This window comes from Nocardioides sp. LML1-1-1.1 (genome assembly GCF_040676175.1).
Lineage (GTDB): Bacteria > Actinomycetota > Actinomycetes > Propionibacteriales > Nocardioidaceae > Nocardioides.
In genome coordinates this window covers 87552-109798 of sequence record NZ_JBEGHK010000005.1, presented here as the reverse complement: position 1 = coordinate 109798, position 22247 = coordinate 87552, and the positions used below count along the sequence as shown (strand labels likewise).

The following is a 22247-nucleotide window of genomic DNA, read 5'->3' as shown; positions in this document are numbered from 1 at the left end:
CGTGGTACCCCGGCGTACGGCGGCTATGCGCACCGACTTCCCGGGTACTGCAGCGCCGATGCGGATCGCGACCTTCAACATCCTCAACGGCCGGAGCCCGCGCGACGTGGACGTCGACCCGGCGGTGCTCGCCGCCGCGGTGCGTGAGCTGGACGCCGACGTGCTCGCGCTGCAGGAGGTGGACCGCAACCAGCAGCGCTCCGGGCACGCCGACCTGACCGCGGTCGCGGCGGAGGCGATGGGTGCGGAGCACCACCGGTTCGTGGCGGCGCTGTCGGGCAGCCCGGGCGCGACCTGGACGGCGGCGACGGGCAGCGAGCAGCCGGAGGACGCGGCGTACGGGATCGCGTTGGTGAGCCGGTGCGAGGTGACCGGCTGGGAGGTGGTGCGGCTGCCGGTGCTGCCCACCCGGGTGCCGGTGCGCTTCGGCGGTCAGTGGCGGCCGACGATGGTCCGCGACGAGCCACGGGTGGCCGTGGCGGCGTCGATCCGTACGCCGGGCGGCGAGCTGACCGTCGCGACCACGCACCTGTCCTTCGTGCGCTGGTGGAACGGGCGTCAGCTCGCGCACCTGACCCGTGCGCTGGGCGGTGCCCGGCGTCCGCTCCTGCTGACCGGCGACCTCAACATGGACCTCGACCGCGCGACCCGCATCACAGGGCTGCACCCGCTCGCCGCGCACCCCACCTTCCCGGTGGACGAGCCGAGCGAGCAGCTCGACCACGTGCTGGCCGACCCGGCGCTGCCCGCGCGCTCGGAGGCACGCGCGATGGCGCTCTCGGACCACCGGGCGCTGGTGGTCGACGTCGAGATGTGACCCGCGGGTCAGCCGAAGAAGACCTGCGCCTCGGCGTACTCCTCGGGGCTGACGACCTTGAGCTGACCGGTGCCCTCCACGAGCGGCACCCGGACGATGTCGGTGCCGCGCAGCGCCACCATGACGCCGTACTCCCCCTCGGCGACGGCGTCGATCGCCTGCAGCCCGAACCGGGTCGCCAGCCACCGGTCGAAGGCCGTGGGCGTGCCGCCCCGCTGCACGTGCCCCAGCACGACGGCGCGGGCCTCCTTGCCCGTGCGCCGCTCGATCTCGGAGGCCAGCCGGTCGCCGATGCCGCCGAGGCGGACGTGGCCGAAGGCGTCCTTCTCCCCGCTGACCAGGGTCATCCCGCTGCCGGGTCCTGAGCCTGTCGAGGGCTCGGCGGGGACGGCGCCCTCGGAGACCACGATGATCGGGGCGTACTCGCTGCGGAAGCGGGTCTCGACGTGCGCGCAGACCGCCTCGATGTCGAAGGGCACCTCGGGGATGAGCACGGCGCTGGCTCCCCCGGCAATGCCGGAGTGCAGCGCGATCCAGCCGGCGTGACGGCCCATCACCTCGACGACGAGCACCCGGTGGTGCGACTCGGCGGTCGTGTGCAGCCGGTCGATGGCCTCGGTGGCGATGTTGACCGCGGTGTCGAAGCCGAAGGTGAAGTCGGTGCCGGACAGGTCGTTGTCGATCGTCTTGGGCACGCCGACGACCCGGACGCCGAGGTCGGCCAGCCTGGTCGCGACCCCGAGGGTGTCCTCACCGCCGATCGCGACGAGCGCGTCGACGCCCGCGTCGGCGAGGTTGGCGCGGATCCGCTCGACGCCGTCCTCGACGGCGAACGGGTTGGTCCGCGAGGAGCCCAGGATCGTGCCGCCACGGGGCAGGATGCCGCGGCACTGCTCGATCCCGAGCGGCACGGTCACCCCCTCCAGCGGGCCCCGCCAGCCGTCGCGGAACCCGACGAGCTCGAAGCCGTGCTCCTTGACGCCCTTGCGGACCACGGCACGGATCACCGCGTTCAGCCCGGGACAGTCCCCTCCACCGGTCAGCACTCCGACGCGCATGTCGTTCAACCTACGTCGGCGGTGGTGCGCCTCTCTAGGGTGAGCCCATGACCTTCTCGATCGTGGCCCGGTCCGCCGACGGCGAGACGTGGGGCGTCGCCGTCGCCTCGAAGTTCCTCGCGGTCGGCTCCGCCGTGCCGGCCGCCGTCGCCGGGGTCGGCGCGCTCGCCACCCAGGCCGACGCCAACGTCGCCTACAAGGGCCTGGCCCTCTCCCACCTCGACGAGGGCGCCACCGCCCCGGTCGCGCTGCAGCGGCTGCTCGACGAGGACGAGGGCCGCAGCCACCGCCAGGTCGGCATCGTCGACCTCGACGGCACGGCCGCCGCGCACACCGGTGTCGACTGCATCCCGTGGGCGGGCGACCGCACCGGCGAGGGGTACGCCGTCCAGGGCAACTGCCTCGCCGGCGAGGAGGTCGTCGAGGAGATGGAGCGCGCCTGGTTGGCGAGCGACGTCGACGCGGCCCTGCAGGACCGCCTGCTCGCCGCCCTGGCCGCCGGTGACGCGGCCGGGGGCGACCGCCGGGGCCGGCAGTCCGCGGCGATGCTGGTGGTCCGCGACGAGGCGGGCTACGGCGGGCTCGACGACGTCGCGGTCGACCTGCGCGTCGACGACCACGTGGCTCCGATCGAGGAGCTGACCCGGCTGCTCGGCCTGCACGACCTCTACCTCACCGCCTCGACCGAGGCGGAGAAGGTCGCGGTCGACGACGCCCTGCGCGCGGACCTGGAGGCCTTCGCGGCCGCGGCCGGGCACCGGGACTTCCGGGCCTGGGTCGGCACCGAGAACTACGAGATGCGGGTCGCCGCCGACCTGGCCTGGATCGACCGGCGGGTGCTGGCGATCGTGCGCGGGGACGGCTAGGCCCTACCCCAGCCGGTCGACCGCGGCCTGCGCCGCGTCCCGCTCCGCCGTGGCGGTGCGCAGCTCGGCGCCGGCGCCGTCGCGCACCTCCTCGGCCTCGGCGAGCTCCTCCTCCAGCCCCTCGGCCTGCTCCTCCAGGTCGGCCAGCCGGCGGCGCAGCTCGTCGATCTCGGCCTGCACCTGGAGCTGGCGCGCCTCCAGCCGGTCGACCTCTCCCGCCGCCTCGTCGTAGGTCTCCTGGGCGGCCGCGTGCTCCTCGTCCGCGGCGGCGAGCCGCTCCTCGGCGGCGGCGCGGGCCTTGGCGGCCCGGTCCGGGTCCGGTACGACGTGCAGGTCCGGCGGCCCCGGGACCGGCGCCTCGCGCGGGGTCGCGCTGAAGCCGAGCGCCTCCGGCAGCGCCACCGCACGGGCGACCTCCCCCTCGTCCAGCGGCTCCACGCCGGTGGTGGCCAGCGTGCTGACGAGCAGCCCGCTGCGCACCGCCCGGCCGCAGCCCTCGTCGACCATCGCGGCGGTGAGCGTCGCCTCGACCTGCTCGGCGACGGCCTCGGTGACCCGGGTGCCCTCCTCGCCGGCGATCCGCCGGGCCTGGGTGGTGACCGCGGCGGTCACCTGGCGGCGCTGCTTGGTGAGCGCGCGCAGCTCGCCGGCCGACATCGCCTGCTGGGCCTCGCGCAGCGCGGCGCCGACGGTGAGCACCTGGTCGACCTGGGCACTCGCGCGTCGTACCAGCAGGTTGAGGACCCAGGCTGCCGTGCTCGGCTTGCGCAGTGCCTTGACCGGGGCCGCGAGGTCGGTGCCCTTGAGCTCCTTGGCCCGGGCGTCGCGGGCGGGGGTGAACTCCGCCAGGGGCAGGGCGTAGAGCTCGTCCGCGATCTCCAGCAGGTCAGCCATCGGAGGAGTCTTTCAGGCCGGCGCCGATCATCGCGACGGTGAGGTCGATCAGCTGCTCCCGGTCGACGCCGTCGGGCCGGCCGATCGCGATCCGCAGGCAGGTCGAGACGAGCACCCCCATCAGCATGAACACCACGCCCTCCAGCCGGTCCGGGTCGAGGCCGGGAAGGTGACGGCGCGGGAGCAGGGTGGCGAGGTGGTGCAGCTGGCCCTCGATCTCGGGCAGCACGTTGGCGTTGTTGCCGGCGGGCAGCTGGCTGACCATCGCGAGGATGACGCCGCGGTGCCGCTCGAAGCCGTCGACGAGGGTGCGCACGACCCGGCGCAGCGCCTCGTCGAGGTCCAGCTCCAGGGCGTCCACGACGGAGACCATGAGGTCGTCGCTGACCGAGCGCACCGCCTCGTCGCGCAGCACGGAGAGCAGCTCGGCGCGGTCGTTGAAGTAGCGGTAGAACGTGCCGCTGCTGACGTGCGCGCGTTCGATCACGGCGGTCGTGGTCAGCCGGTCGATGCCGTCGCGGTCGAGGATGGCGACCGCGGTGTCCAAGAGCTGACGCCGGGTCTGCACGGCCCGCTCCTGGCGGGGCCGGGCCCGCTGACGTTGCGCCATCGCAAGCCTCCACAGAAGTGAATAGAAGGTGAGAGTTTCTCACTTTAGCCTGGTCCCATGGTCACCGAGCAGCTCCCCGTCGCCGTACCGAGCAGCCTGCGCCGGGTCGAGGAGGCCCGCCGCCGGTTCGGCTCGTTCACCGAGGACTACCTGGCCGCGATGTGGCAGGGCGACCCCCTCGCCGACGCCTTCGTCGCCGACTTCCCCACCCTCGGGCACGGCCGGGCGATGCGGATGCTGCGCCAGGCCTGCCGTGAGGGCATCGACGCCGTCGCCGGCGCTCCCGACTCGCTGCGCGCCCTCTTCGCCGCGCTCGACGACGTCCCGGTCTGGCTCGACACCGCGGCGATCGACCGCGACAGCCGCTGGACCTCGCGTTACTCCCGCGCCTCGGGGATCGTGCTCGGTGCGGCCTCGCTGGTGAGTGGCTACGCCAACTCCGCGGCCTCCCGCCCGCTCGAGCTCACCGGCCGGTACGTCGAGAACGCCGGCGCCCGCACCATCGAGGTCGGCTCGTGGCTGCTCGCCGTCAACCAGCCCGGCGGCCTGGAGCGCTTCTCCGACGGCTTCGAGCTGACCGTGCGGGTGCGGGTCATCCACGCCCTCGTCCGCGCCGACCTCGCCCGCCGACCGGAGTGGGACCACGCGGCCTGGGGCGTGCCCATCTGCCAGGCCTACCTCGGCTACACGCTGGTGGAGTTCACCCTGATCCCGCTGCGGGCGATGCGGAAGATCGGCGCGCCGTACCTGCCCCACGAGGACGCGGCGGCCTACGCCCGCTGGCGCTACCTGGGCCACCTGCTCGGGATCGACGAGCGCCTGCTGCCCCGCGACGCGGCCGAGCAGGAGCGGCTGGAGGAGATCTACCTGCTCACCCGGCCCGAGGTGGACGCCTACTGCCGCTCGCTGGTCGCGAGCATCAACCGCGACTTCCTGGTGCCCGAGATCGAGGGCGTGCTGCCGAAGCGGCTGGGCCGCCACGCCCCGCGACTGGTGCACGCCCTGGAGCGGCTGTTCCTCGGCGACGAGATCGCCGACGAGCTGGAGATCCCGCGCACCCGGCTGACGAAGGTCGTCGCCCGCACCGGACCGGTGCTCTCCGCCGTCAACCACGGCCTGGACAAGATCCCGGCGACGCTGCCGCGGCGCACCCGCAAGGGCAAGGCCTACGAGGCCGAGCAGGAGGAGCGGCTGCGCCGGGACTGGGGCGTCCACCACGACCTGGTCGACGCCTCCCCGTCCGGGGGCAGGCGGCACCCGGCGCGCGGCGACTGAGCGGGCTCAGTCCTCGTCGAGACCCTGCTCGATGGCGTAGCGGGTCAGCTCGACCCGGTTGTGCATCTGCAGCTTGCGCAGCGTGTTCTGCACGTGGTTCTGCACGGTGCGGTGCGAGAGCACCAGCCGCTCGGCGATCTGCTTGTACGACATCCCCTTGGCGACCATCTTGAGGATCTCGGTCTCGCGGTCGGTGAGCTTCTCCCCCGGCGGCGTCTCCGGCTGGTTCATCCGCCGGAACTCCCCCAGCACCAGCGCCGCGAGGCCCGGGGTGAACACGCTGTCCCCCGCCGCCACCCGTCGTACGGCGGCCAGCAGCTCCTCCCGCGAGGCGGACTTGACCAGGTAGCCGGTCGCGCCCGCCTTCACCGCCGCCAGCACGTCGTCCTGCTCGCCGGACGCGGACAGGATGAGCACCCGGGACGACGGGTCGTCGGCCAGCACGGTCGCGGTCACCTCGACCCCGCTCGGCGCGGGGATCTGCAGGTCGAGCACGACGACCTGCGGCCGGGTCGCGCGGAACCGGTTGATCGCCTCGGTGCCGGTCGCCGCCACCGCGACGACGTCGAAGCCCGCCGCCAGCAGGTCGCGCTCCACGGCGTCGCGCCACATCGGGTGGTCGTCGACGACCATCACCCGGATCGGGTCCGTCATGGCTCAGGACCCTAGCCGGTGGAAGCGCCCGCGCCGGTGCAGCAGCGGGTCGTCGTCCTCGCCGACGACCGCGTGCTCGACGACCGCGGCGACCTCGACCGACCAGCCGACCTCACGCTCCGACTCCAGCCGCACGTCCGCCCAGGAGCCCGCCGAGGCCAGTCGCGGCCCGTGCGGGGTGTCCACGAACTCCGCCTGCCGGAACAGCCCGCCGGGCGCCGGCGCGGTGCCGGCGAACGCCTCCGCGAGCTGGCGGTCCGGCCACGACAGCAGCTGGACGACGGCCCGCCCGGTGTCCCGCAGCACGTCCACCAGGTCGGAGTCGGGGTCGAGCAGCGCGAGCAGCCGCGGCTCCGGGCCCATCGCGACCAGCAGCGAGGTGACGGTCAGCCCGGCGCGCTCGCCCGCGTCGCCGGCCGTCCAGAGCGTGACCGCGCCGCCCAGGCGGCCCCGGAGGCGTCGTACCGGGTCGGGATCGGGGTCGGCGAACGGGTGGCCGGAGTGGATCGTCACCGGACCACCCGCGGCACCGTGAACGTCCACTCGGTGCCGTAGCCACCGCTGTCGAGGGTGGCCGTGCCGCCGAGGTCACGGACCCGGCCCCGGATCGACTCGGCCACGCCGAGGCGGCCCTCCGCGACGGCGCTCTCCAGCCGGCCGGCGGGGATGCCGGGGCCGTCGTCGCGCACCGACACCTCGACCCGGTCACCGAGGTCCTCCAGCAGCACCCAGGCCGGCGCACCCTCACCGACGTGGCGCGCGACGTTGTCCAAGCAGGCCCGTACGACGGCGACGAGCTCCGTCACCGCAGCGGCCGGCAGCTCGACCGCACCCGCCGGCAGCGCCACCTCGGTGCCCGTCCGGGTGCCCAGCGCGCCCAGCGCCGTGGCCAGGTCCGCGGTGGCGTCAGGGCTGCGCGTGCTGACGGCGTCCTGCGACCGGATCAGCGTGCGCAGCGCCTGCTCCTGCTCGCCGGCCAGCCGGCCCAGCTCCGCCGCCTCGCCGCCGAGCTCGCCGCCGCGGCGCTGGACCAGCGCCAGCACCTGGAGGACGCCGTCGTGCACGACCCGGGCCAGCCGGGCCCGCTCGGCCGCGGCGGCCGCCTCGCGCTGCGCCTCGTCGCGCTGGGCCGCCATCTCCTTCAGGGAGGCACACACGAAGCCGACCATCGAGCCGCCGAGCACGAGCAGGAAGACGTTGCCCCAGTCCTTCTCGTGCACCTCCGCGCGCAGCAGCAGGTCGACGGCGCCGAGGACGGCACCGGCGACGATCCCGCCGCGCCAGCCCCAGCGGACGGCCCAGGCCAGCAGCGCGCCGATGATCCAGTAGCCCGGGACGGTCGCGTGGAACCACTCGCCCTTGGCGATCGGGGTGACCAGCAGCAGACCGACCGCCAGGGCGAGGTCGAGGCCGAGCAGGGCCGGGCTGCGCCGCTCGGGCGCCGCGTAGGCGGCGACGAAGACGAAGGTCGCCACCACCATCACCGCCACGCACGTCCAGCCGAGCGCGGGCCGGTCGTAGTTGTTGCGGTAGATGCTGACGACCACGGTGTAGGCCAGCACCACCACCCGCAGCACGGCGAGCGCGCGGAACATGCGGTCCTCGACCGCGAGCGCCGCCCGCGTCGTGCCGCCGCCCATGCTCAGGAGGCGAGCTTGCGGTGCTCGCCCTCGGCGTTGTCGGCCTTCTTGGACTCGGCCTTGGCGCGCGAGGCGTACATGTCGACGTACTCCTGCTGGGACAGGCGCATGATCTCGTACATGATCTCGTCGGTGATCGAGCGCAGGATGAAGCGGTCGTTCTCCATGCCGGCGTAGCGGGAGAAGTCCAGCGGCTTGCCGAAGCGGACGGTCGGGCGGGTGATCCGGCCGAACTTCTTGCCCGGGGGCGCCACCACGTCGGTGCCGACGACGGCCGTCGGGATCACCGGGACGCCGGTCTCCAGGGCGAGCCGGGCGATGCCGGTCTTGCCGCGGTAGAGCCGGCCGTCGTGGGAGCGGGTGCCCTCGGGGTAGATGCCGAACAGCTCGCCCTCGGCCAGCACCCGCTTGGCGGAGACCAGCGCGCCGGAGGCGGCGTCGCCGCTGGTGCGGTCGATCGGGATGTTGCCGGTGCCGGAGAAGAAGTTCTTCTGCAGCCAGCCCTTGATGCCGGGCGAGGTGAAGTACTCCGCCTTCGCCACGAAGCGCACCATCCGCGGGATCACCAGCGGCATGAACAGCCAGTCGGCGTACGAGAGGTGGTTGCTCGCCAAGATCGCCGGCCCGCTCGACGGGACGTTCTCCAGCCCCTCGGCCCGCGGCCGGAAGACCACCTTGAGCAACGGCCCGAGCGCGATGAACTTCAAGAACCAGTAGAACACCGGAGGACGCACCTTTCCCCAACCAACTCGGCACCCGCCCGATCGGGCACCGCCATGCCTCGCAGCGTAGTGCCTGAGTGCGCACGGGGCGTATCCCGCCCGTCACGTGGGTGCGGCACAATCGCGCCATGTCGTCGCTGACCCAGCCGCTGACCGTCACCGCCCGCCCCGAGCTCACCGGTGGGGTGCGCGTCGGCGTCCTGCTGAGCCACGGCTTCACCGGCTCCCCCGCCTCGATGCGGCCGTGGGGCCAGCACCTCGGCTCGCTCGGGTACGGCGTCCGGGTGCCGCTGCTGCCCGGGCACGGCACCACCTGGCAGGACCTCAACGGCCGCCGCTTCGAGGACTGGTACGGCGCGGTCTCCGACGCCTACGAGGCGCTGCACACCGAGCACGACGTGGTCGTCGCCGGCGGGCTCTCGATGGGCGGCGCGCTGGTGCTCAAGCTGGCCGCCGACCGCGGCGACGCCCTCGCCGGGGTGATGGTCGTCAACCCGGCCGTCGCGACCAAGCGGCTCGACGTCAAGCTGCTGCCGGTGCTGAAGTACGTCGTGCCGTCGTTCCCCGCGATCGCCAACGACATCAAGAAGCCCGGCGTCGACGAGTCGGGCTACGTGCGCACCCCGCTGCGGGCGATCCACTCCTTCATCGGCAGCTGGCCGGGGATCATCGCGGACCTGCCGAAGGTGACCTCGCCGCTGCTCTACTTCCGCTCCCCCGAGGACCACGTCGTCGACGGCTCCTCGGAGCCGATCATCCTCGACCGGGTGTCCTCGACCGACGTCACCCGGGTCGCGCTGCCGGAGAGCTACCACGTCGCGACCCTCGACAACGACGCCCCGACCATCTTCGAGCAGTCGGCGGCGTTCGTCGCGCGGGTGAGCGCGACGTAGGCTGGCTCCGTGCAGCGAGAGCCCGACGAGGACGCCGCCTGGCGGGCCATCGTCGACAACTACGGCGAGCGCGTCCTCGAGGACGAGGACGAGGCCCCCGCCGAGCCGGAGCCCGCGCCGGCCCCGGTCGAGATCGAGGTCGAGGACGACGAGCCGGCCGAGCTCGCCGAGCACGACGAGGACCGCTTCGTGCCGCCCACCCTGGGCCCTTCGCCCCGGCCGCCGGCCGACCGGCTGCTGGCGTGGATCGGCGTCTTCGGGGCGCCCGCGGTGCTGCTCCTCGTGGTCATCACCGGGATCGAGATCCCGCGCCTGCTCGGGTGGGCGCTCGTCGGCGCCTTCCTCGTCGGCTTCGGCTACCTGGTCCTGCGGATGCCGAGCGACCCGCGCGACCCCTGGGACGACGGCGCGGTGTTGTAGGACCCCGGCCGTGGCCGGTCAGGGCCGCCCGTCGCGGGCCAGCAGGGCCGCGCCGATCGCGCCGGCCTCCGGGCCGAGCGCGGCGGGCACGATGTCCGGCACCGGTCGGTACGCCGTGCCCTGGAGCGCGTCGCGCAGGCCGGCCCGGGCGGGAGCGAGCAGCAGCTCGCCGACCGCGGAGACGCCACCGCCCACGACGACGACCTCGGGGTCGTAGGCGGAGACCAGGGCCGCCGTACCGACGCCGAGCCAGGTGCCGATCGAGGCGAACGCCTGGCGGGCCACCTCGTCGCCGGCGAGCGCCATCGCGGCCACCTCCGGCCCGTCGACGTGGCGGCCGAGGGTGACCCGGGTGACCCGTTCGAGGGCGCGGCCGCTGCAGTACTGCTCCCAGCAGCCGGACAGCCCGCACTCGCAGGCGAGCCCGTCGGGCACGGCCTGCATGTGCCCGAACTCCCCCGCCAGGCCGTGCGCCCCGCGCACCAGCCGGCCGCCGAGGACCAGCGCGCCGCCGATGCCGGTGCCGATGGTGACCAGCACGACGGAGCCGAAGCCGCGGGCGGCGCCGGCCAGCAGCTCGGCGTACGCCGCGCAGTTGGCGTCGTTGTCGAGCACGACCCGGTGCCCGGTGCGCTCCTCCAGCCGGGCCCGGACGGGGACGTCACGCCAGGGCAGGTGGGCGCCGAAGAGGTAGCGCTCCCCCGCGGCGTCGACCAGGCCGGCGGCGGAGACCCCGAGCGCGACCGGCGGCCCGTCGCCGGCGACGTCGGCGGCCGCGGCGGCGACGGCCTCCTCGACCGCCTCGCCGGTGGCGGTGCGGCCCGGCATCCGCCGGGTGGCGACCTGCTCGACCGCACCGGACTCCCCGATCCGGACGGCGAGCACCTTGGTGCCGCCCACGTCGACGCCGACCCAGGAGCGGTGCGTCATCGCACTAGCTGCGGGCGAGGTCCGCGGCGCCGATGACGCCGGCTCGGTTGCCCAGCTCGGCGAGCCGGATCTCGGCGGTCGGCCGGTAGCCGCGTCCGCTCAGCTCGTGCTCGAAGGAGGCGCGCAGCGGGTCGATCAGCAGCGCGCCGGCCTCGCTCACCCCGCCGCCGATCACCACGACCGCCGGGTCGAGGACCGCCACCAGGGAGGCGATGCCGTGCCCGAGCCACTGCCCGAGCCGCTCGAACTGCTCGATCGCGAACCGGTCGCCGTCCCGCGCGGCCGCGGTGATCATCGGCCCGGTGATCTTGGCCGGGTCGCCCTCGGCGCGCTGCAGGAGGTCGCGGGCGAGCAGCGAGCTGGCCGCCACCGCCTCACGAGCCGCGCGGACCAGGGCGGTGCCGCTGGCGTACTGCTCCAGGCACCCGTGGTTGCCGCACCCGCACACCCGCCCGTCCGGTACGACGCACAGGTGGCCGATCTCCGCACCCACGCCGTGCGCCCCGCGCAGCAGGGCCCCGTCGATCACGATGCCGCCGCCCACACCGGTGCCGACCGTGACCATGAGCTGGTCGTCGACGTCGGCGCCGCCGCCGTAGCGGAACTCGCCCCAGGCGGCGGCGTTCGCGTCGTTCTCGACCACGACCGGCAGGCCGGTGAGCCGGGCCAGGTCGGCGCCGAGCGGCTCGTTGCGCCAGGCGATGTTGGGGGCGAAGAGCACGGTGGAGCGGTCCGAGGCGACGTAGCCGGCGGCGCCCACGCCCACCGCGGTGATGCCGTGCTCGGCGGCGAAGCCGGCGACCAGGCGGGCCGCCGCCTCCTCCATCGCGGTCGGGTCGGTGGCCGGCGACTCCACCCGGTCCTCGGCGACGACGTTGCCGTCGGGGTCGACGACGGCACCGGCGATCTTGGTGCCGCCGATGTCGATGCCGCAGGTCAGTGTGCTCACGGGCTCTCTCCGGGGTCGTCGGCGTCGAGGTCGAGGTCGATCTTCTCCACCTCGGGACCGCGCGGGTGCCCCGGGGCCTGCTCGCCGGCGCTGCCGGGCGGCGGCGGGAGCGTCTCCATGAAGCCGGCGGCCGCCTGCAGCAGCGAGGACGCCGCGCTCAGCAGGTGGGTGCGCACCTCCGGGGAGGTCTCCCGCACGGCGTGCACCACCCGGCACACCGGGCAGTAGCGGCACTCCGCGCTGCCGGTGGCGATGTGCTCGTTGACGTCGTGGGCCATCGAGGCGGCGTGGCCGGCCAGGTCGCCGAGGCTGCCGGCGGCCTCACCGCCCTGCTGCTTCGCCAGGTCGGCGAGCGCGCCGAAGAGCTTCATCGCCTCCTCACCGACGCTGCCGACCTCCGGCTGGCGGGGCTCGTGCTCGTCGCTCATCGCGCCTCCTTCCCGGTCGCGGCCGGCGCGGGCTCGGCGAAGCGCACCCGCAGCTCGCCGTCGACCACCCGCGCCCCGGCCACGGCGAGCCGGGCCAGTCCGGCGGGCAGCGTCAGCAGGCGGCGGTAGGAGCCGACGGTCATCACCAGCTCGTCGCCGTTGCGCGCCAGGTCGACCTCGGCGCGGGTCACGAACGGCAGCGCCAGGTGCACCACGGCTCCCCCGGCCTCGGGGCGGGTCACCCGGAAGGGCCCGTCACCGAGCGGTGGGGCGAGCGGGTCGGCGCCGTCGTACAGGTCGTGGGCGAGGGCGGCCAGCGCGTCCACCCCGACCGGCTCGGCCGGCTGGTACTCCGAGGTGAAGACCGGCAGCCCGGCGAAGGACTGCGCGACCTCGGCGAGCACCCCCGTCTGGGCCTCCACCCAGGCCGCGCGCCACGGGTCGGCGTCGGAGGCGGGGAAGATCCGGTTGGCGACCACGCCGTCGACGCGGTAGCCGAACAGGCACAGGCTCGTGTAGGCGCGCCGCGCCTCCGCGAGCACCACCTGCTCGGGCGTCAGCACCAGGCGCACGCTCGCGTCCGGGCCGGACAGCAGGGCGTGCACCTCGTCGAGCTCCGTGTGCAGGCGGGTGATCGCGTCGAAGACCGCGTCCCCCGGCATCGGTACGCCGGCCGCGCGGTTCAGCACCGGACGCAGCGCCCGGACCAGGCGACGCTGGATGGGCAGCAACCGCTCGATGTACCAGCCCAGCGCCTCGGGGAGGGCCAGCAGCCGGAGGGTCTCCGCGGTCGGGGCGCAGTCGACCACGATGACGTCCCAGCGCCCGGAGCGGGCGTGCTGGCGCAGCTCCAGCAGGGCCAGCACCTCCTCCGCACCGGGGATGACGGTCATCTCCTCCGCCGCGACCGGGTCCATGCCGGCCGCGTCGAGGACGGACAGCAGGTAGCGCTGGATGTCGGCCCAGGACTGCTCGAAGCGCAGCTGGGCGTCGACCTGCTGCAGGAACAGGTGCGGCGCCACCTCGGTGGGCTCCGCGCCGCCGTTGGTCGAGCCGGCCGGGGCCGCGCCGTAGGCGTCGGCCAGGGAGTGCGCCGCGTCGGTCGAGATCACCAGCGTGCGCAGGCCGCGGGCGGCCGCGAGCGCAGCCGTGCCCGCGGCGACGGTGGACTTGCCGACGCCGCCCTTGCCGGTGAAGAGAACGATCCGCACGGGCCGCTCAGGCGCCGGACTCGACGCGCTTCTTCAGACCCTTGAGCGCGGTGTCGATGAGGATCTTCTCGCCCTTGCGCTTGAGCATGCCGATCAGCGGGATGGAGACGTCGAGGGCCAGGCGGTAAGTCACCTCGGTCGTCGCGGGGCCGGTGGCCCGCAGCACGTAGGCCCCTTCGAGCGCCTTGAGCATCTTGCCCTCGACGAGGGTCCAGGTGACCTGCGCGTCGCCGTCCCAGTCGTAGGCGAGGGTGTACTCGTCCTTGATCGGCGAGACGTCGAGGGCGAAGAAGACCTCGCGGGCGCGGCCGCCCTGCTTCGGGTCGGCTGCGTCGTACGTCGAGCGGACGTCGGCGACGGTGACGCCCTTGGCCCAGGCCGGGTAGGCCGCGAAGTCCGCGATGACGGCCATCACGTCCGCGGCGGGGGCGTCGACAACGATCGACGAAGACGTCTGTTCGGCCATGCCGGAAGGCTACCGGACCCCGCTCCCGCCCGGTCCGGGCCACCGGCGCGACGTGACGCAGAACTCGTCGGGTCGCCGAGCGGTAGCCTGCGAAGGTGCGCGAGTACTCCACCCCGCAGACCGTCACCGTGCCGACGACCGGCAACCTGACCGACGACGTCGTCCGCAACGCCGCCGAGGCCCCGGACAGCGTGCAGTTCAGCCGGCCCGACGGCGACGGCGGCTGGTCCGACGTCACCTGCGCGGACTTCCTGGCCGAGGTCTCCGCGGTCGCCAAGGGCCTGGTCGCGGCCGGCATCGCCCCCGGCGACCGGGTCGCGCTGATCTCGCGCACCCGCTACGAGTGGACCCTGCTCGACTACGCCATCTGGTTCGCCGGTGCGGCCACCGTGCCGATCTACGAGTCCTCCTCGGAGGAGCAGGTCGCCTGGATCCTCTCCGACTCCGGCGCCCGCGCGATCGTCGTGGAGGACGCCACCCACCTCGCCCGCGTCGGCACCGTGCGCGGCGAGCTGCCCGCGCTCGCCCACGTGTGGTCGATCGACGAGGGCGCCGTCGCCGAGCTGACCGCGCTCGGCGCCGAGGTGAGCGACGCCGACCTCGAGACCCGTCGTACGGCGACCGGGCCGGGCGACCTCGCGACGCTGATCTACACCTCCGGCACCACCGGGCGGCCCAAGGGCTGCATGCTCACCCACGACAACTTCCAGCACGAGCTGACGGTCGCGGTCGCCGAGCTGGAGCGGCTCTTCGACACCGAGGGCGCCTCGACGCTGCTCTTCCTGCCTCTGGCCCACGTGTTCGCGCGGATCATCCAGGTGGGCTGCATCAAGGCACGCACCCGGCTGGGCCACAGCGCCGACATCAAGAACCTGCTGCCCCAGCTGGCGACGTTCCAGCCCACCTTCATCCTCGCCGTGCCGCGGGTCTTCGAGAAGGTCTTCAACACCGCCTCCCAGCGCGCCACCGCCGACGGCAAGGGCAAGATCTTCGACCGCGCCGCCGAGGCCGCGATCGCCTGGTCCCGCGCGCTCGACGGCGGCCGGGTGCCGGTGCGGGTCCGCGCCCAGCACGCCCTCTTCTCCCGGCTCGTCTACGGCAAGCTGCGCACCGCGCTCGGCGGGCGCTGCGAGTTCGCGGTCTCCGGCGGAGCCCCGCTGGGCGACCGGCTCGGCCACTTCTACCGCGGGATCGGGGTGACCGTGCTGGAGGGCTACGGCCTCACCGAGACCACCGCGGCGCTCACGGTCAACCTGCCGGACGCCCAGAAGGTCGGCTCCGTCGGGCGGCCGATCCCGGGAACCGCCGTACGGATCGCCGACGACGGGGAGCTGCTCTTCAAGGGCGGCCAGGTGTTCACCGGCTACTGGGACAACCCCGACGCCACCGCGGAGGCCCTGCAGGACGGCTGGTTCCACACCGGCGACGTCGGCGAGGTCGACGACGAGGGATTCGTGCGGATCACCGGACGCAAGAAGGAGATCCTGGTGACCGCGGGTGGCAAGAACGTCGCGCCGGCCGTGCTCGAGGACCGGGTCCGCGCCTCGGCGCTGGTCAGCCAGTGCCTGGTCGTCGGCGACGGCCAGCCCTTCATCGGTGCGCTCGTGACCATCGACGAGGAGGCCTTCCCCGCCTGGGCCGAGCAGCACGGCAAGTCCGGCAAGGTCGCCGACCTGGTCGACGACGAGGACCTGCGCGCTGAGGTCCAGGCCGCCGTCGACGAGGCCAACAAGGCGGTGTCGAAGGCGGAGTCGATCCGCAAGTTCACGATCCTGCCGACCGACTGGACCGAGGAGGCCGGGCAGGTCACGCCCAGCCTGAAGCTCAAGCGGAACGTCGTCCTGCGCGAGTGCCGCGAGGAGATCGCCGCCCTCTACTCCTGAAAATCCTCAGGTCCGCGGGTCACGGCCCGATATCGGATCCAGGGGTTTTTGCGATTTCCGTCACTCCACCCCTCGTCCTTCGCTAGCGTCCCAACAGCGCCGAAGGACGGGAGGCCCGAGGCGCGGGACTCGGATTGGTCGCTGACCGGCGTTTGTCGGAGGGACGTACGTCCGGTCAGCACATGGGGAGCGGGAGGGCTCTGAAGTGGACCGTCGCAGGTTGCTGCTCGTCGTTGCCGCGGTGATCGCCGCACTCGGCGTCGCGCTCGTCTTCGTCTACGCGCACAATGCGGACGCGCGGGCAGCGGACAAGTACGACTCGGTCGAGGTGCTCACCGCCGCGCAGGAGATCGAGCCGGGCGAGAGCCTGGACGACGCGCTCGAGAACGGCAAGGTGCAGCTGACGCACATCGCGAAGGCGCAGCTGCTCGACGGCGCGAGCGAGGACTCGAAGCCGTTGCGCGACAAGGTCGCGCTCACCACGATCTATCCCGGCGAGCAGCTCGTCCCGGTGAAGTTCGGCGCGCTGGAGGACGTCGAGGCGGCCGCCACCTTGCCGATCCCGGAGGGCAAGCTCGCCATCTCGATCCTGGTCAAGGACGACGGCCGGGTCGGCCGGTTCACCCGCGCCGGGGCGGAGATCTCGGTCATCTCCACGGTGCTCGACGACGCCGGTCACCCCGCACTCACCCGGGTCCTGCTCGACCGCGTCACCGTCCTCGCCGACGGCAGCCAGACGGTCAAGAAGGACGACGCCGACACCACCGAGTCCGACTCCGGGGACGCCGAGCTGCAGCGCCTGGTCACGGTCGCCGTCACCCAGAAGCAGGCCGAGAAGGTCCGCTTCGCGGAGAAGAGCGGTGAGCTGAGCATCGCCCTGCTCAACGACAAGAGCGACGTCAAGACCGGCGCGCCGGTCACCAGAGACAACCTCTTCGACTGAGAGGAGCGGACATGCCCGTCATCGTCGAGGCTGATTCCGCCTCCGTGCCCGTGCTCCTGGCGGCCATGCCCACCGGTTCCCACTCGGTGGCGTCTGTCGACCGGATGTACGCCTGGCTCGACCAGCACCCCGACGAGTACGTCGTCGTGCTGGGCCCGTCGCTGTCCCTGGACACCGCCCTGGAGTGCGCGGAGGAGCTGCGGATCAAGCGCCCCACGACCAGCGTCGTGCTCGTCCGCGAGCAGTTCGACACCGACGTGCTGGCCCGCTCCATGCACGCCGGCGTGCGCGACGTCGTCGTCGCGGACTCCGACGACAAGGCGCTCACCAAGGCCGTCGAGCGCGCCCACCAGCTCTACCAAGCGCTGCGCGGACCCGGCGGCGCGCGCCAGCTGGGCCGGATCGTCACCGTGTTCTCCCCCAAGGGCGGTGTCGGCAAGACGACCTCCTCGGTCAACCTGGCGCTGGCGCTGACCGACCGCGGTGCCCGGAAGGTCTGCCTGGTCGACCTGGACCTCGCCTTCGGCGACATCGCGATCACCATGCAGCTGTTCCCGACCCACTCCATCGAGCAGGCCGTCGGCTCCGAGGACTCCGTCGACCTGGCGATGCTGGAGGGCCTGCTCACCCGGCACGAGGACTCGCTGACCGTGCTGGCCGCGCCGGCCCACCCGGACGTGCGGGAGCGGATCACCCCGCTGCTGATCTCCCGGATCCTGCGTGCCCTGCGCGACGGCTTCGACTACATCGTGGTCGACACCTCGCCGTCCTTCGACGACGCGACGCTGACCGCGCTGGACGAGACCGACGAGTGCGTCGTGATCGCCACGCTCGACGTACCGACGCTGAAGAACGTGAAGGTCGCCCTGGAGACCATGGACATGCTGAGCATCGCGCGCGGCCACCGCCACCTGCTGCTCAACCGCGCCGACGACGAGGTCGGCATCAGCGTGGAGAAGGTCGAGAGCATCCTCGGCATGCCGGTCACCTCGCAGGTGGCCACCGCCGTCGACATCGCCGCCGCGACGAACTCCGGCACCCCGATCGTGTCCCACAAGCCGCAGCACCCGGCGAGCCAGGCCTACTTCCACCTGGCCTCCTCGGTCACCGGCGAGCCGGTGTCCGCACCGGGGACCGCCGTGCCCGAGGCCGCGCCCGACACGGCCCGGTCGCGCGGCTTCTTCCGCCGCGGGAGGAACTCATGAGCAGCCTGTCCGAGCGCCTCGCCGCCGCCCGTCGCGAGGCGGCCGCGCAGGGCAAGCACGTCGCCGAGCCCGGCGAGGCCGTCGCCACGGTGGACCCCGCGACACCTGCGACGCCCTCGACGCCGGCCGCGCCCGTCGTACCGGAGCCCGCGGGGAGCACGCCCGCGACCACCGGTCCGCTGTCGGCCCGGGCCGCGGCCGCCAGCGCCGAGAGCCGCCCGGCGTCCCGGCGCTCGATCGCCAACCCCGAGGCGGACCGGATCGAGGAGCTCAAGTCGAGCGTCCACGCCGAGCTCCTCAAGCAGCTCGGCCCCCACCTGTACGACGCCGAGATGGACCAGGACGAGCTGGACCAGACCGTGCGCAGCGTGCTGTCGGAGGTGCTCGGCGCGCAGGACCGTCCGCTCAGCGCGGCCGACCGGGCCCGGGTCACCCAGGAGATCACCGACGACATCCTCGGCTACGGCCCGATCGACCCCTACCTGCGCGACCCCGAGGTCTCCGAGGTGATGGTCAACGGCCACGACGAGGTCTGGCTGGAGCGCGACGGACGGCTGATGAAGGCCGACGCGCACTTCGCGGACGAGGGCCACCTGCGCCGCACGATCGACAAGATCGTCTCCCGGATCGGCCGTCGCGTCGACGAGTCCTCCCCCATGGTCGACGCCCGGCTCCCCGACGGCAGCCGCGTCAACGCCATCGTCCCGCCGCTGGCGATCGACGGCTCCGCGCTGACCATCCGGAAGTTCTCGACCGACCCGCTGACCGTGCAGGACCTGATCAACTTCGGCTCGCTGACGCCGCAGACCGCGGACTTCCTGGACGCCTGCGTGCGTGGCCGGCTGAACGTCATCGTGTCCGGCGGCACGGGCGCGGGGAAGACGACCACGCTGAACGTGCTCTCGTCGTTCATCCCCTCCGACGAGCGGATCGTGACGATCGAGGACGCCGCCGAGCTGCAGCTCAAGCAGGACCACGTGGTGCGCCTGGAGTCCCGCCCGGCGAACATCGAGGGCAAGGGCGCGGTCACCATCCGCGACCTGGTCCGCAACAGCCTGCGCATGCGCCCGGACCGGATCGTCGTCGGCGAGGTCCGCGACGCCTCCGCGCTCGACATGCTGCAGGCGATGAACACCGGCCACGACGGCTCGATCTGCACCCTGCACTCGAACGGCCCGCGCGACACCCTCGCCCGCATGGAGACGATGGTGCTGATGGCCGGCATGGACCTGCCGATCCGGGCGATCCGGGAGCAGGTCGCCTCCGCGGTGGACCTGATCGTGCACCAGACCCGCTTCAAGGACGGCTCGCGCCGGATCACGCACATCACCGAGGTGGAGCGGATGGAGGGCGACATCATCACGCTCCAGGACGTCTTCGTCTTCGACAACAGCGCCGGCTTCGACGAGAACGGCCGGATCCTGGGCCGCCTGCGGACCACCGGGCTGCGCCCGAAGTTCCTGGAGAAGCTCGCCTACGCGAACGTCGCCGTCGATCCCACCATCTTCCGCACGGAGCGGATCTGATGAGCGCGCGCCGGACGCTCGCGCTGCTCGCCGCGCTGCTCGTGGCCCTGCTGCTGCCGGCCGGCGCGGCGTACGCCGAGGACGGCACGATCGCGCACGTCGAGTCCGACGGCAGCAGCCTGAGCGTCCTCGTCAACGTCCCGGAGGGGACCGACGTCGACCTCGCCGGTGTCGAGGCCACCCTGGACGGCGAGAAGCTGACCGCCGCGGCCGCACCGGCCGGTGACGGCTCCGCCATCAAGCGCACGACCGTGCTGGCGATCGACACCAGCGCCTCGATGAACAAGCAGGGCCGCTTCGCCGCCGCCAAGGCGGCCGCGACGACCTTCCTCGACACGGTGCCCGCCGACGTCGAGGTCGGTGTCGTCACCTTCGACAACTCGGTGAGCGTCGCGCTGGAGCCGACGACCGACCGCGAGGCCGCGCGCACCGTCGTCGCCGGGCTGCGGCTGGCTCGCGACACGCTGCTGTACGACGGCGTCGCCGCCGCCGTGGACGCGGCCGGCAAGACGGGCCAACGCACCGTGCTGGTGCTCTCCGACGGCACCGACACCGGTGGCCAGGTCACCCTGGAGGCCCTCGGCACCAAGATCACCGACACCAAGACCCTCGTCGACGTGGTGAGCCTGGGCCAGACCGGGGCCGCGCTGGCCCCGCTGCGCGCGCTGACGGAGGCCGGCAACGGCCGGGTCATCGAGAGCAGCGGCACCGCGCTGGCCACGGCCTTCCGGTCCGAGGCCGACACCCTCGCGAGCCAGGTCCTCGTCACCGCTCCCCTGCCGAGCGGCTTCGACGCCAGCCAGGCGACCGTGGAGGTGGTCCTGCCGACCGCCGGTGACCCGGTCCTGGCCCGGGCCCTGGCCCCGATCCAGAGCGCCTCGGGCGACCGGTCCGCGCCGGCTGAGGAGCCGCCCGCGACCATCAGCTCCCCCGGCGGCTGGAACACCCCCTCCTGGCTGCTGTACGTCGGGCTCGGCGTGCTCGCCCTGGGCCTGGTCACTACTGCCGTGCTGCTCGTGCCCGGGCGCCCGGCGCCGATGAGCATCGCGGAGCGAGTGGAGGCCTACAGCGCCCAGGTCACCCAGCCGGTGGCCAAGGCGCCCAAGGCGCCCAGCGAGCCGGTGCTGGAGCAGGCCAAGGCCGCCGCGGCCGGCGTGCTGGAGCGCAACCGCGGGCTCAACGAGTCGCTGACCCAGCGGCTCGCGGCCGCGGGCAGCGAGTTCAAGCCCTCGGAGTGGCTGCTGCTGCACGTCGGCGTCGTCATCGCCGGCGGACTGGTGGGGCTGCTGCTCGGGCGCGGCAACCTCGTCATCGGCATCGTCTTCCTGCTGATCGCCCTGGCGCTGCCGCCCGTCTACCTGCGGCTGCGCGCCGCGCGCCGGCGTCGTGCCTTCGACGAGGCGCTGCCCGAGGTGCTGCAGCTGATCTCCGGCGCGCTCAGCGCCGGCCTCTCGCTCGCCCAGTCGGTCGACACCGTGGTGCGCGAGGGCCCGGAGCCGATCGCCTCGGAATTCAAGCGGGTGCTGGTGGAGGCCCGGATCGGGATGCCGCTCGAGGACGCCTTCGAGGGCGTCGCCGAGCGCTTCCAGAGCAAGGACTTCGCCTGGTCGGTGATGGCGATCCGGATCCAGCGGCAGGTCGGCGGCAACCTGGCCGAGCTGCTCAACACGGTCGCGGCGACCATGCGCGAGCGGGCCTACCTGCGCCGCCAGGTGCGCACGCTGTCCGCCGAGGGCCGGCTCTCCGCGGTCATCCTGTGCGGCCTGCCGCCGGTGTTCGCGATCTTCCTGATGCTCACCAACCCGACCTTCCTGGACCCGTTGACCTCCGACGCCCGGGGTATCGCCATCAGTGTGTTCGGCGCGGTGTGGCTCTGCATCGGGGTCTTCGCCATGTCGCGGATCGTGAAGGTGGACGTCTGATGCTCCTCATCCTCTCGTTCCTCCTGCTCGTGGGTGCCGCGCTGGCGGTCAGCGTGGCCCTGCCCAGCCGCCAGCCGGACGACGGCCTGAGCCGTGCCCTGCAGGCCCTGGAGCAGCAGGGCCAGCCCGGCAAGGAGCTCGCCGGGGAGGCCGACCGCAGCTTCGCCGAGCGGGTCGTCGACCCGTTGCAGAAGCGGGCCCTCGGCGTCGGCCGCCGGATCACCGGTGCGGACGCCGCCGAGCGGATCCGCCGCAAGCTGGAGCTCGCCGGCAACCCCCGGGAGTGGACCGTCGACCGGATCATCGCGCTGAAGGTGATCGCGGCGGCCGTCGTACCGGCCGTGCTGGTGTTCTACGGCTTCCTCGTCGGCCTGCCGGTCCCGTGGGTGCTGGTCGCGGGCGTGCTCGGCCTGCTGGCCGGCTTCTTCGGCCCCGACCTCTACCTCTACAACGTCGCCCTGCACCGCGCCGACCAGATCAAGCGCACGCTCGCGGACGCGGTCGACCTGCTCACCATCAGCGTGGAGGCGGGCCTCGGCTTCGACGCCGCGCTGCAGCAGGTCGCGCGCAACACCGACGGTCCGCTCGCCGAGGAGTTCTCCCGGGTGCTGCGCGAGATGCAGCTCGGCGTGGGCCGCTCCGAGGCGTTGCGCGCGCTCGGCGAGCGCAGCAACGTCGACGACCTCAAGGCCTTCGCCGGTGCGATGGTCCAGGCCGACGCCTTCGGCATCGCGATCGGGCAGGTGCTGCGCGTGCAGTCGGGTGAGATCCGGGTCAAGCGCCGGCAGTATGCTGAGGAGAAGGCACAGAAGGTGCCCGTCAAGATCATGGTCCCGCTGATCATCTTCATCCTGCCGTGCCTGTTCATCGTGGTGATGGCTCCGGCCGTCCTCCAGGCCATGGATGCCTTCAGCAAGACCGGATAGGCCCCGACC

General features: G+C 73.3%; 23 protein-coding genes. 11 read left to right on the top strand and 12 right to left on the bottom strand.

Features of this window, described 5'->3' with window-relative positions; all coding sequences use genetic code 11:
• Window positions 1-58: 58 nt before the first annotated feature.
• On the top strand, window positions 59-817 hold the full coding sequence (locus MRBLML1_RS17790) for an endonuclease/exonuclease/phosphatase family protein (protein ID WP_364518424.1): 759 nt from the start codon (window positions 59-61) through the stop codon (window positions 815-817).
• Window positions 818-825: 8 nt separating this feature from the next.
• Here the strand turns inward: MRBLML1_RS17790 and MRBLML1_RS17785 are convergent, their stop codons facing one another.
• Window positions 826-1875 carry a 6-phosphofructokinase gene (locus MRBLML1_RS17785; RefSeq protein WP_364518422.1) on the bottom strand — a complete coding sequence of 350 codons (1050 nt, stop codon included), beginning with the start codon at window positions 1873-1875 and terminating at the stop codon, window positions 826-828.
• 47 nt (window positions 1876-1922) lie between these two features.
• Here MRBLML1_RS17785 and MRBLML1_RS17780 point away from each other — a divergent pair, with 47 nt between their 5' ends.
• The gene (locus MRBLML1_RS17780; RefSeq protein ID WP_364518420.1) at window positions 1923-2741 is read left to right on the top strand and encodes a DUF1028 domain-containing protein; all 819 of its coding nucleotides are present in this window, start codon (window positions 1923-1925) and stop codon (window positions 2739-2741) included.
• 3 nt (window positions 2742-2744) lie between these two features.
• Here the strand turns inward: MRBLML1_RS17780 and MRBLML1_RS17775 are convergent, their stop codons facing one another.
• A complete protein-coding gene (locus MRBLML1_RS17775) occupies window positions 2745-3635 on the bottom strand; it encodes a hypothetical protein (protein ID WP_364518418.1) in 891 nt (296 codons plus the stop codon).
• Complete coding sequence (locus MRBLML1_RS17770; RefSeq protein WP_364518416.1) at window positions 3628-4245, bottom strand: TetR/AcrR family transcriptional regulator; 618 nt, start codon at window positions 4243-4245, stop codon at window positions 3628-3630. The genes MRBLML1_RS17775 and MRBLML1_RS17770 overlap by 8 nt, the downstream gene beginning before the upstream one ends.
• A 57-nt stretch (window positions 4246-4302) precedes the next feature.
• On the opposite strand from MRBLML1_RS17770, the gene MRBLML1_RS17765 reads away from it, so the two are divergent.
• Window positions 4303-5520 carry an oxygenase MpaB family protein gene (locus MRBLML1_RS17765; RefSeq protein WP_364518414.1) on the top strand — a complete coding sequence of 406 codons (1218 nt, stop codon included), beginning with the start codon at window positions 4303-4305 and terminating at the stop codon, window positions 5518-5520.
• Between the two features lie 6 nt (window positions 5521-5526).
• Here MRBLML1_RS17765 and MRBLML1_RS17760 read toward each other — a convergent pair whose 3' ends face one another.
• From MRBLML1_RS17760 to MRBLML1_RS17745, 4 genes are read right to left on the bottom strand one after another with little or no spacing between them, the layout of a single operon-like run.
• On the bottom strand, window positions 5527-6174 hold the full coding sequence (locus MRBLML1_RS17760; protein WP_364518412.1) for a response regulator transcription factor: 648 nt from the start codon (window positions 6172-6174) through the stop codon (window positions 5527-5529).
• Window positions 6175-6177: 3 nt separating this feature from the next.
• The gene (locus tag MRBLML1_RS17755) at window positions 6178-6687 is read right to left on the bottom strand and encodes a flavin reductase family protein (RefSeq protein WP_364518409.1); all 510 of its coding nucleotides are present in this window, start codon (window positions 6685-6687) and stop codon (window positions 6178-6180) included.
• On the bottom strand, window positions 6684-7814 hold the full coding sequence (gene macS, locus MRBLML1_RS17750; RefSeq protein ID WP_364518407.1) for a MacS family sensor histidine kinase: 1131 nt from the start codon (window positions 7812-7814) through the stop codon (window positions 6684-6686). The genes MRBLML1_RS17755 and macS overlap by 4 nt, the downstream gene beginning before the upstream one ends.
• 2 nt (window positions 7815-7816) lie before the next feature.
• The gene (locus MRBLML1_RS17745; protein WP_364518405.1) at window positions 7817-8548 is read right to left on the bottom strand and encodes a lysophospholipid acyltransferase family protein; all 732 of its coding nucleotides are present in this window, start codon (window positions 8546-8548) and stop codon (window positions 7817-7819) included.
• A gap of 116 nt (window positions 8549-8664) precedes the next feature.
• On the opposite strand from MRBLML1_RS17745, the gene MRBLML1_RS17740 reads away from it, so the two are divergent.
• Window positions 8665-9429: an alpha/beta hydrolase gene (locus tag MRBLML1_RS17740; RefSeq protein WP_364518403.1), complete on the top strand. Its 765-nt coding sequence runs from the start codon at window positions 8665-8667 to the stop codon at window positions 9427-9429.
• Window positions 9430-9438: 9 nt separating this feature from the next.
• The gene (locus tag MRBLML1_RS17735) at window positions 9439-9849 is read left to right on the top strand and encodes a hypothetical protein (protein ID WP_364518401.1); all 411 of its coding nucleotides are present in this window, start codon (window positions 9439-9441) and stop codon (window positions 9847-9849) included.
• Window positions 9850-9867: 18 nt separating this feature from the next.
• Here MRBLML1_RS17735 and MRBLML1_RS17730 read toward each other — a convergent pair whose 3' ends face one another.
• From MRBLML1_RS17730 to MRBLML1_RS17710, 5 genes are read right to left on the bottom strand one after another with little or no spacing between them, the layout of a single operon-like run.
• Complete coding sequence (locus MRBLML1_RS17730) at window positions 9868-10779, bottom strand: ROK family protein (protein ID WP_364518399.1); 912 nt, start codon at window positions 10777-10779, stop codon at window positions 9868-9870.
• 4 nt (window positions 10780-10783) lie between these two features.
• Complete coding sequence (locus MRBLML1_RS17725) at window positions 10784-11728, bottom strand: ROK family glucokinase (RefSeq protein ID WP_364518397.1); 945 nt, start codon at window positions 11726-11728, stop codon at window positions 10784-10786.
• Window positions 11725-12156 (bottom strand): hypothetical protein, encoded by a 432-nt coding sequence (locus MRBLML1_RS17720; RefSeq protein WP_364518395.1) that lies wholly within the window; start codon window positions 12154-12156, stop codon window positions 11725-11727. Before MRBLML1_RS17720 ends, MRBLML1_RS17725 begins: the two co-directional genes overlap by 4 nt.
• Complete coding sequence (locus MRBLML1_RS17715; protein ID WP_364518393.1) at window positions 12153-13367, bottom strand: ArsA family ATPase; 1215 nt, start codon at window positions 13365-13367, stop codon at window positions 12153-12155. Before MRBLML1_RS17715 ends, MRBLML1_RS17720 begins: the two co-directional genes overlap by 4 nt.
• A gap of 7 nt (window positions 13368-13374) precedes the next feature.
• Window positions 13375-13833 (bottom strand): SRPBCC family protein, encoded by a 459-nt coding sequence (locus MRBLML1_RS17710; protein ID WP_364518391.1) that lies wholly within the window; start codon window positions 13831-13833, stop codon window positions 13375-13377.
• 95 nt (window positions 13834-13928) lie between these two features.
• On the opposite strand from MRBLML1_RS17710, the gene MRBLML1_RS17705 reads away from it, so the two are divergent.
• The 6 genes from MRBLML1_RS17705 to MRBLML1_RS17680 all read left to right on the top strand — a co-directional run bounded on the left by MRBLML1_RS17705 (window position 13929) and on the right by MRBLML1_RS17680 (window position 22238).
• Complete coding sequence (locus tag MRBLML1_RS17705; RefSeq protein WP_364518389.1) at window positions 13929-15716, top strand: AMP-dependent synthetase/ligase; 1788 nt, start codon at window positions 13929-13931, stop codon at window positions 15714-15716.
• Window positions 15717-15921: 205 nt separating this feature from the next.
• Window positions 15922-16659 carry a Flp pilus assembly protein CpaB gene (gene cpaB, locus MRBLML1_RS17700; protein WP_364518387.1) on the top strand — a complete coding sequence of 246 codons (738 nt, stop codon included), beginning with the start codon at window positions 15922-15924 and terminating at the stop codon, window positions 16657-16659.
• A gap of 11 nt (window positions 16660-16670) precedes the next feature.
• On the top strand, window positions 16671-17864 hold the full coding sequence (locus MRBLML1_RS17695; RefSeq protein ID WP_364518385.1) for an AAA family ATPase: 1194 nt from the start codon (window positions 16671-16673) through the stop codon (window positions 17862-17864).
• Window positions 17861-19390, top strand: a complete 1530-nt coding sequence (locus MRBLML1_RS17690; protein ID WP_364518383.1) for a CpaF family protein — start codon at window positions 17861-17863, stop codon at window positions 19388-19390. The genes MRBLML1_RS17695 and MRBLML1_RS17690 overlap by 4 nt, the downstream gene beginning before the upstream one ends.
• The gene (locus tag MRBLML1_RS17685; protein ID WP_364518381.1) at window positions 19390-21312 is read left to right on the top strand and encodes a type II secretion system F family protein; all 1923 of its coding nucleotides are present in this window, start codon (window positions 19390-19392) and stop codon (window positions 21310-21312) included. Before MRBLML1_RS17690 ends, MRBLML1_RS17685 begins: the two co-directional genes overlap by 1 nt.
• On the top strand, window positions 21312-22238 hold the full coding sequence (locus MRBLML1_RS17680) for a type II secretion system F family protein (RefSeq protein ID WP_364518378.1): 927 nt from the start codon (window positions 21312-21314) through the stop codon (window positions 22236-22238). The genes MRBLML1_RS17685 and MRBLML1_RS17680 overlap by 1 nt, the downstream gene beginning before the upstream one ends.
• Window positions 22239-22247: the final 9 nt, after the last annotated feature.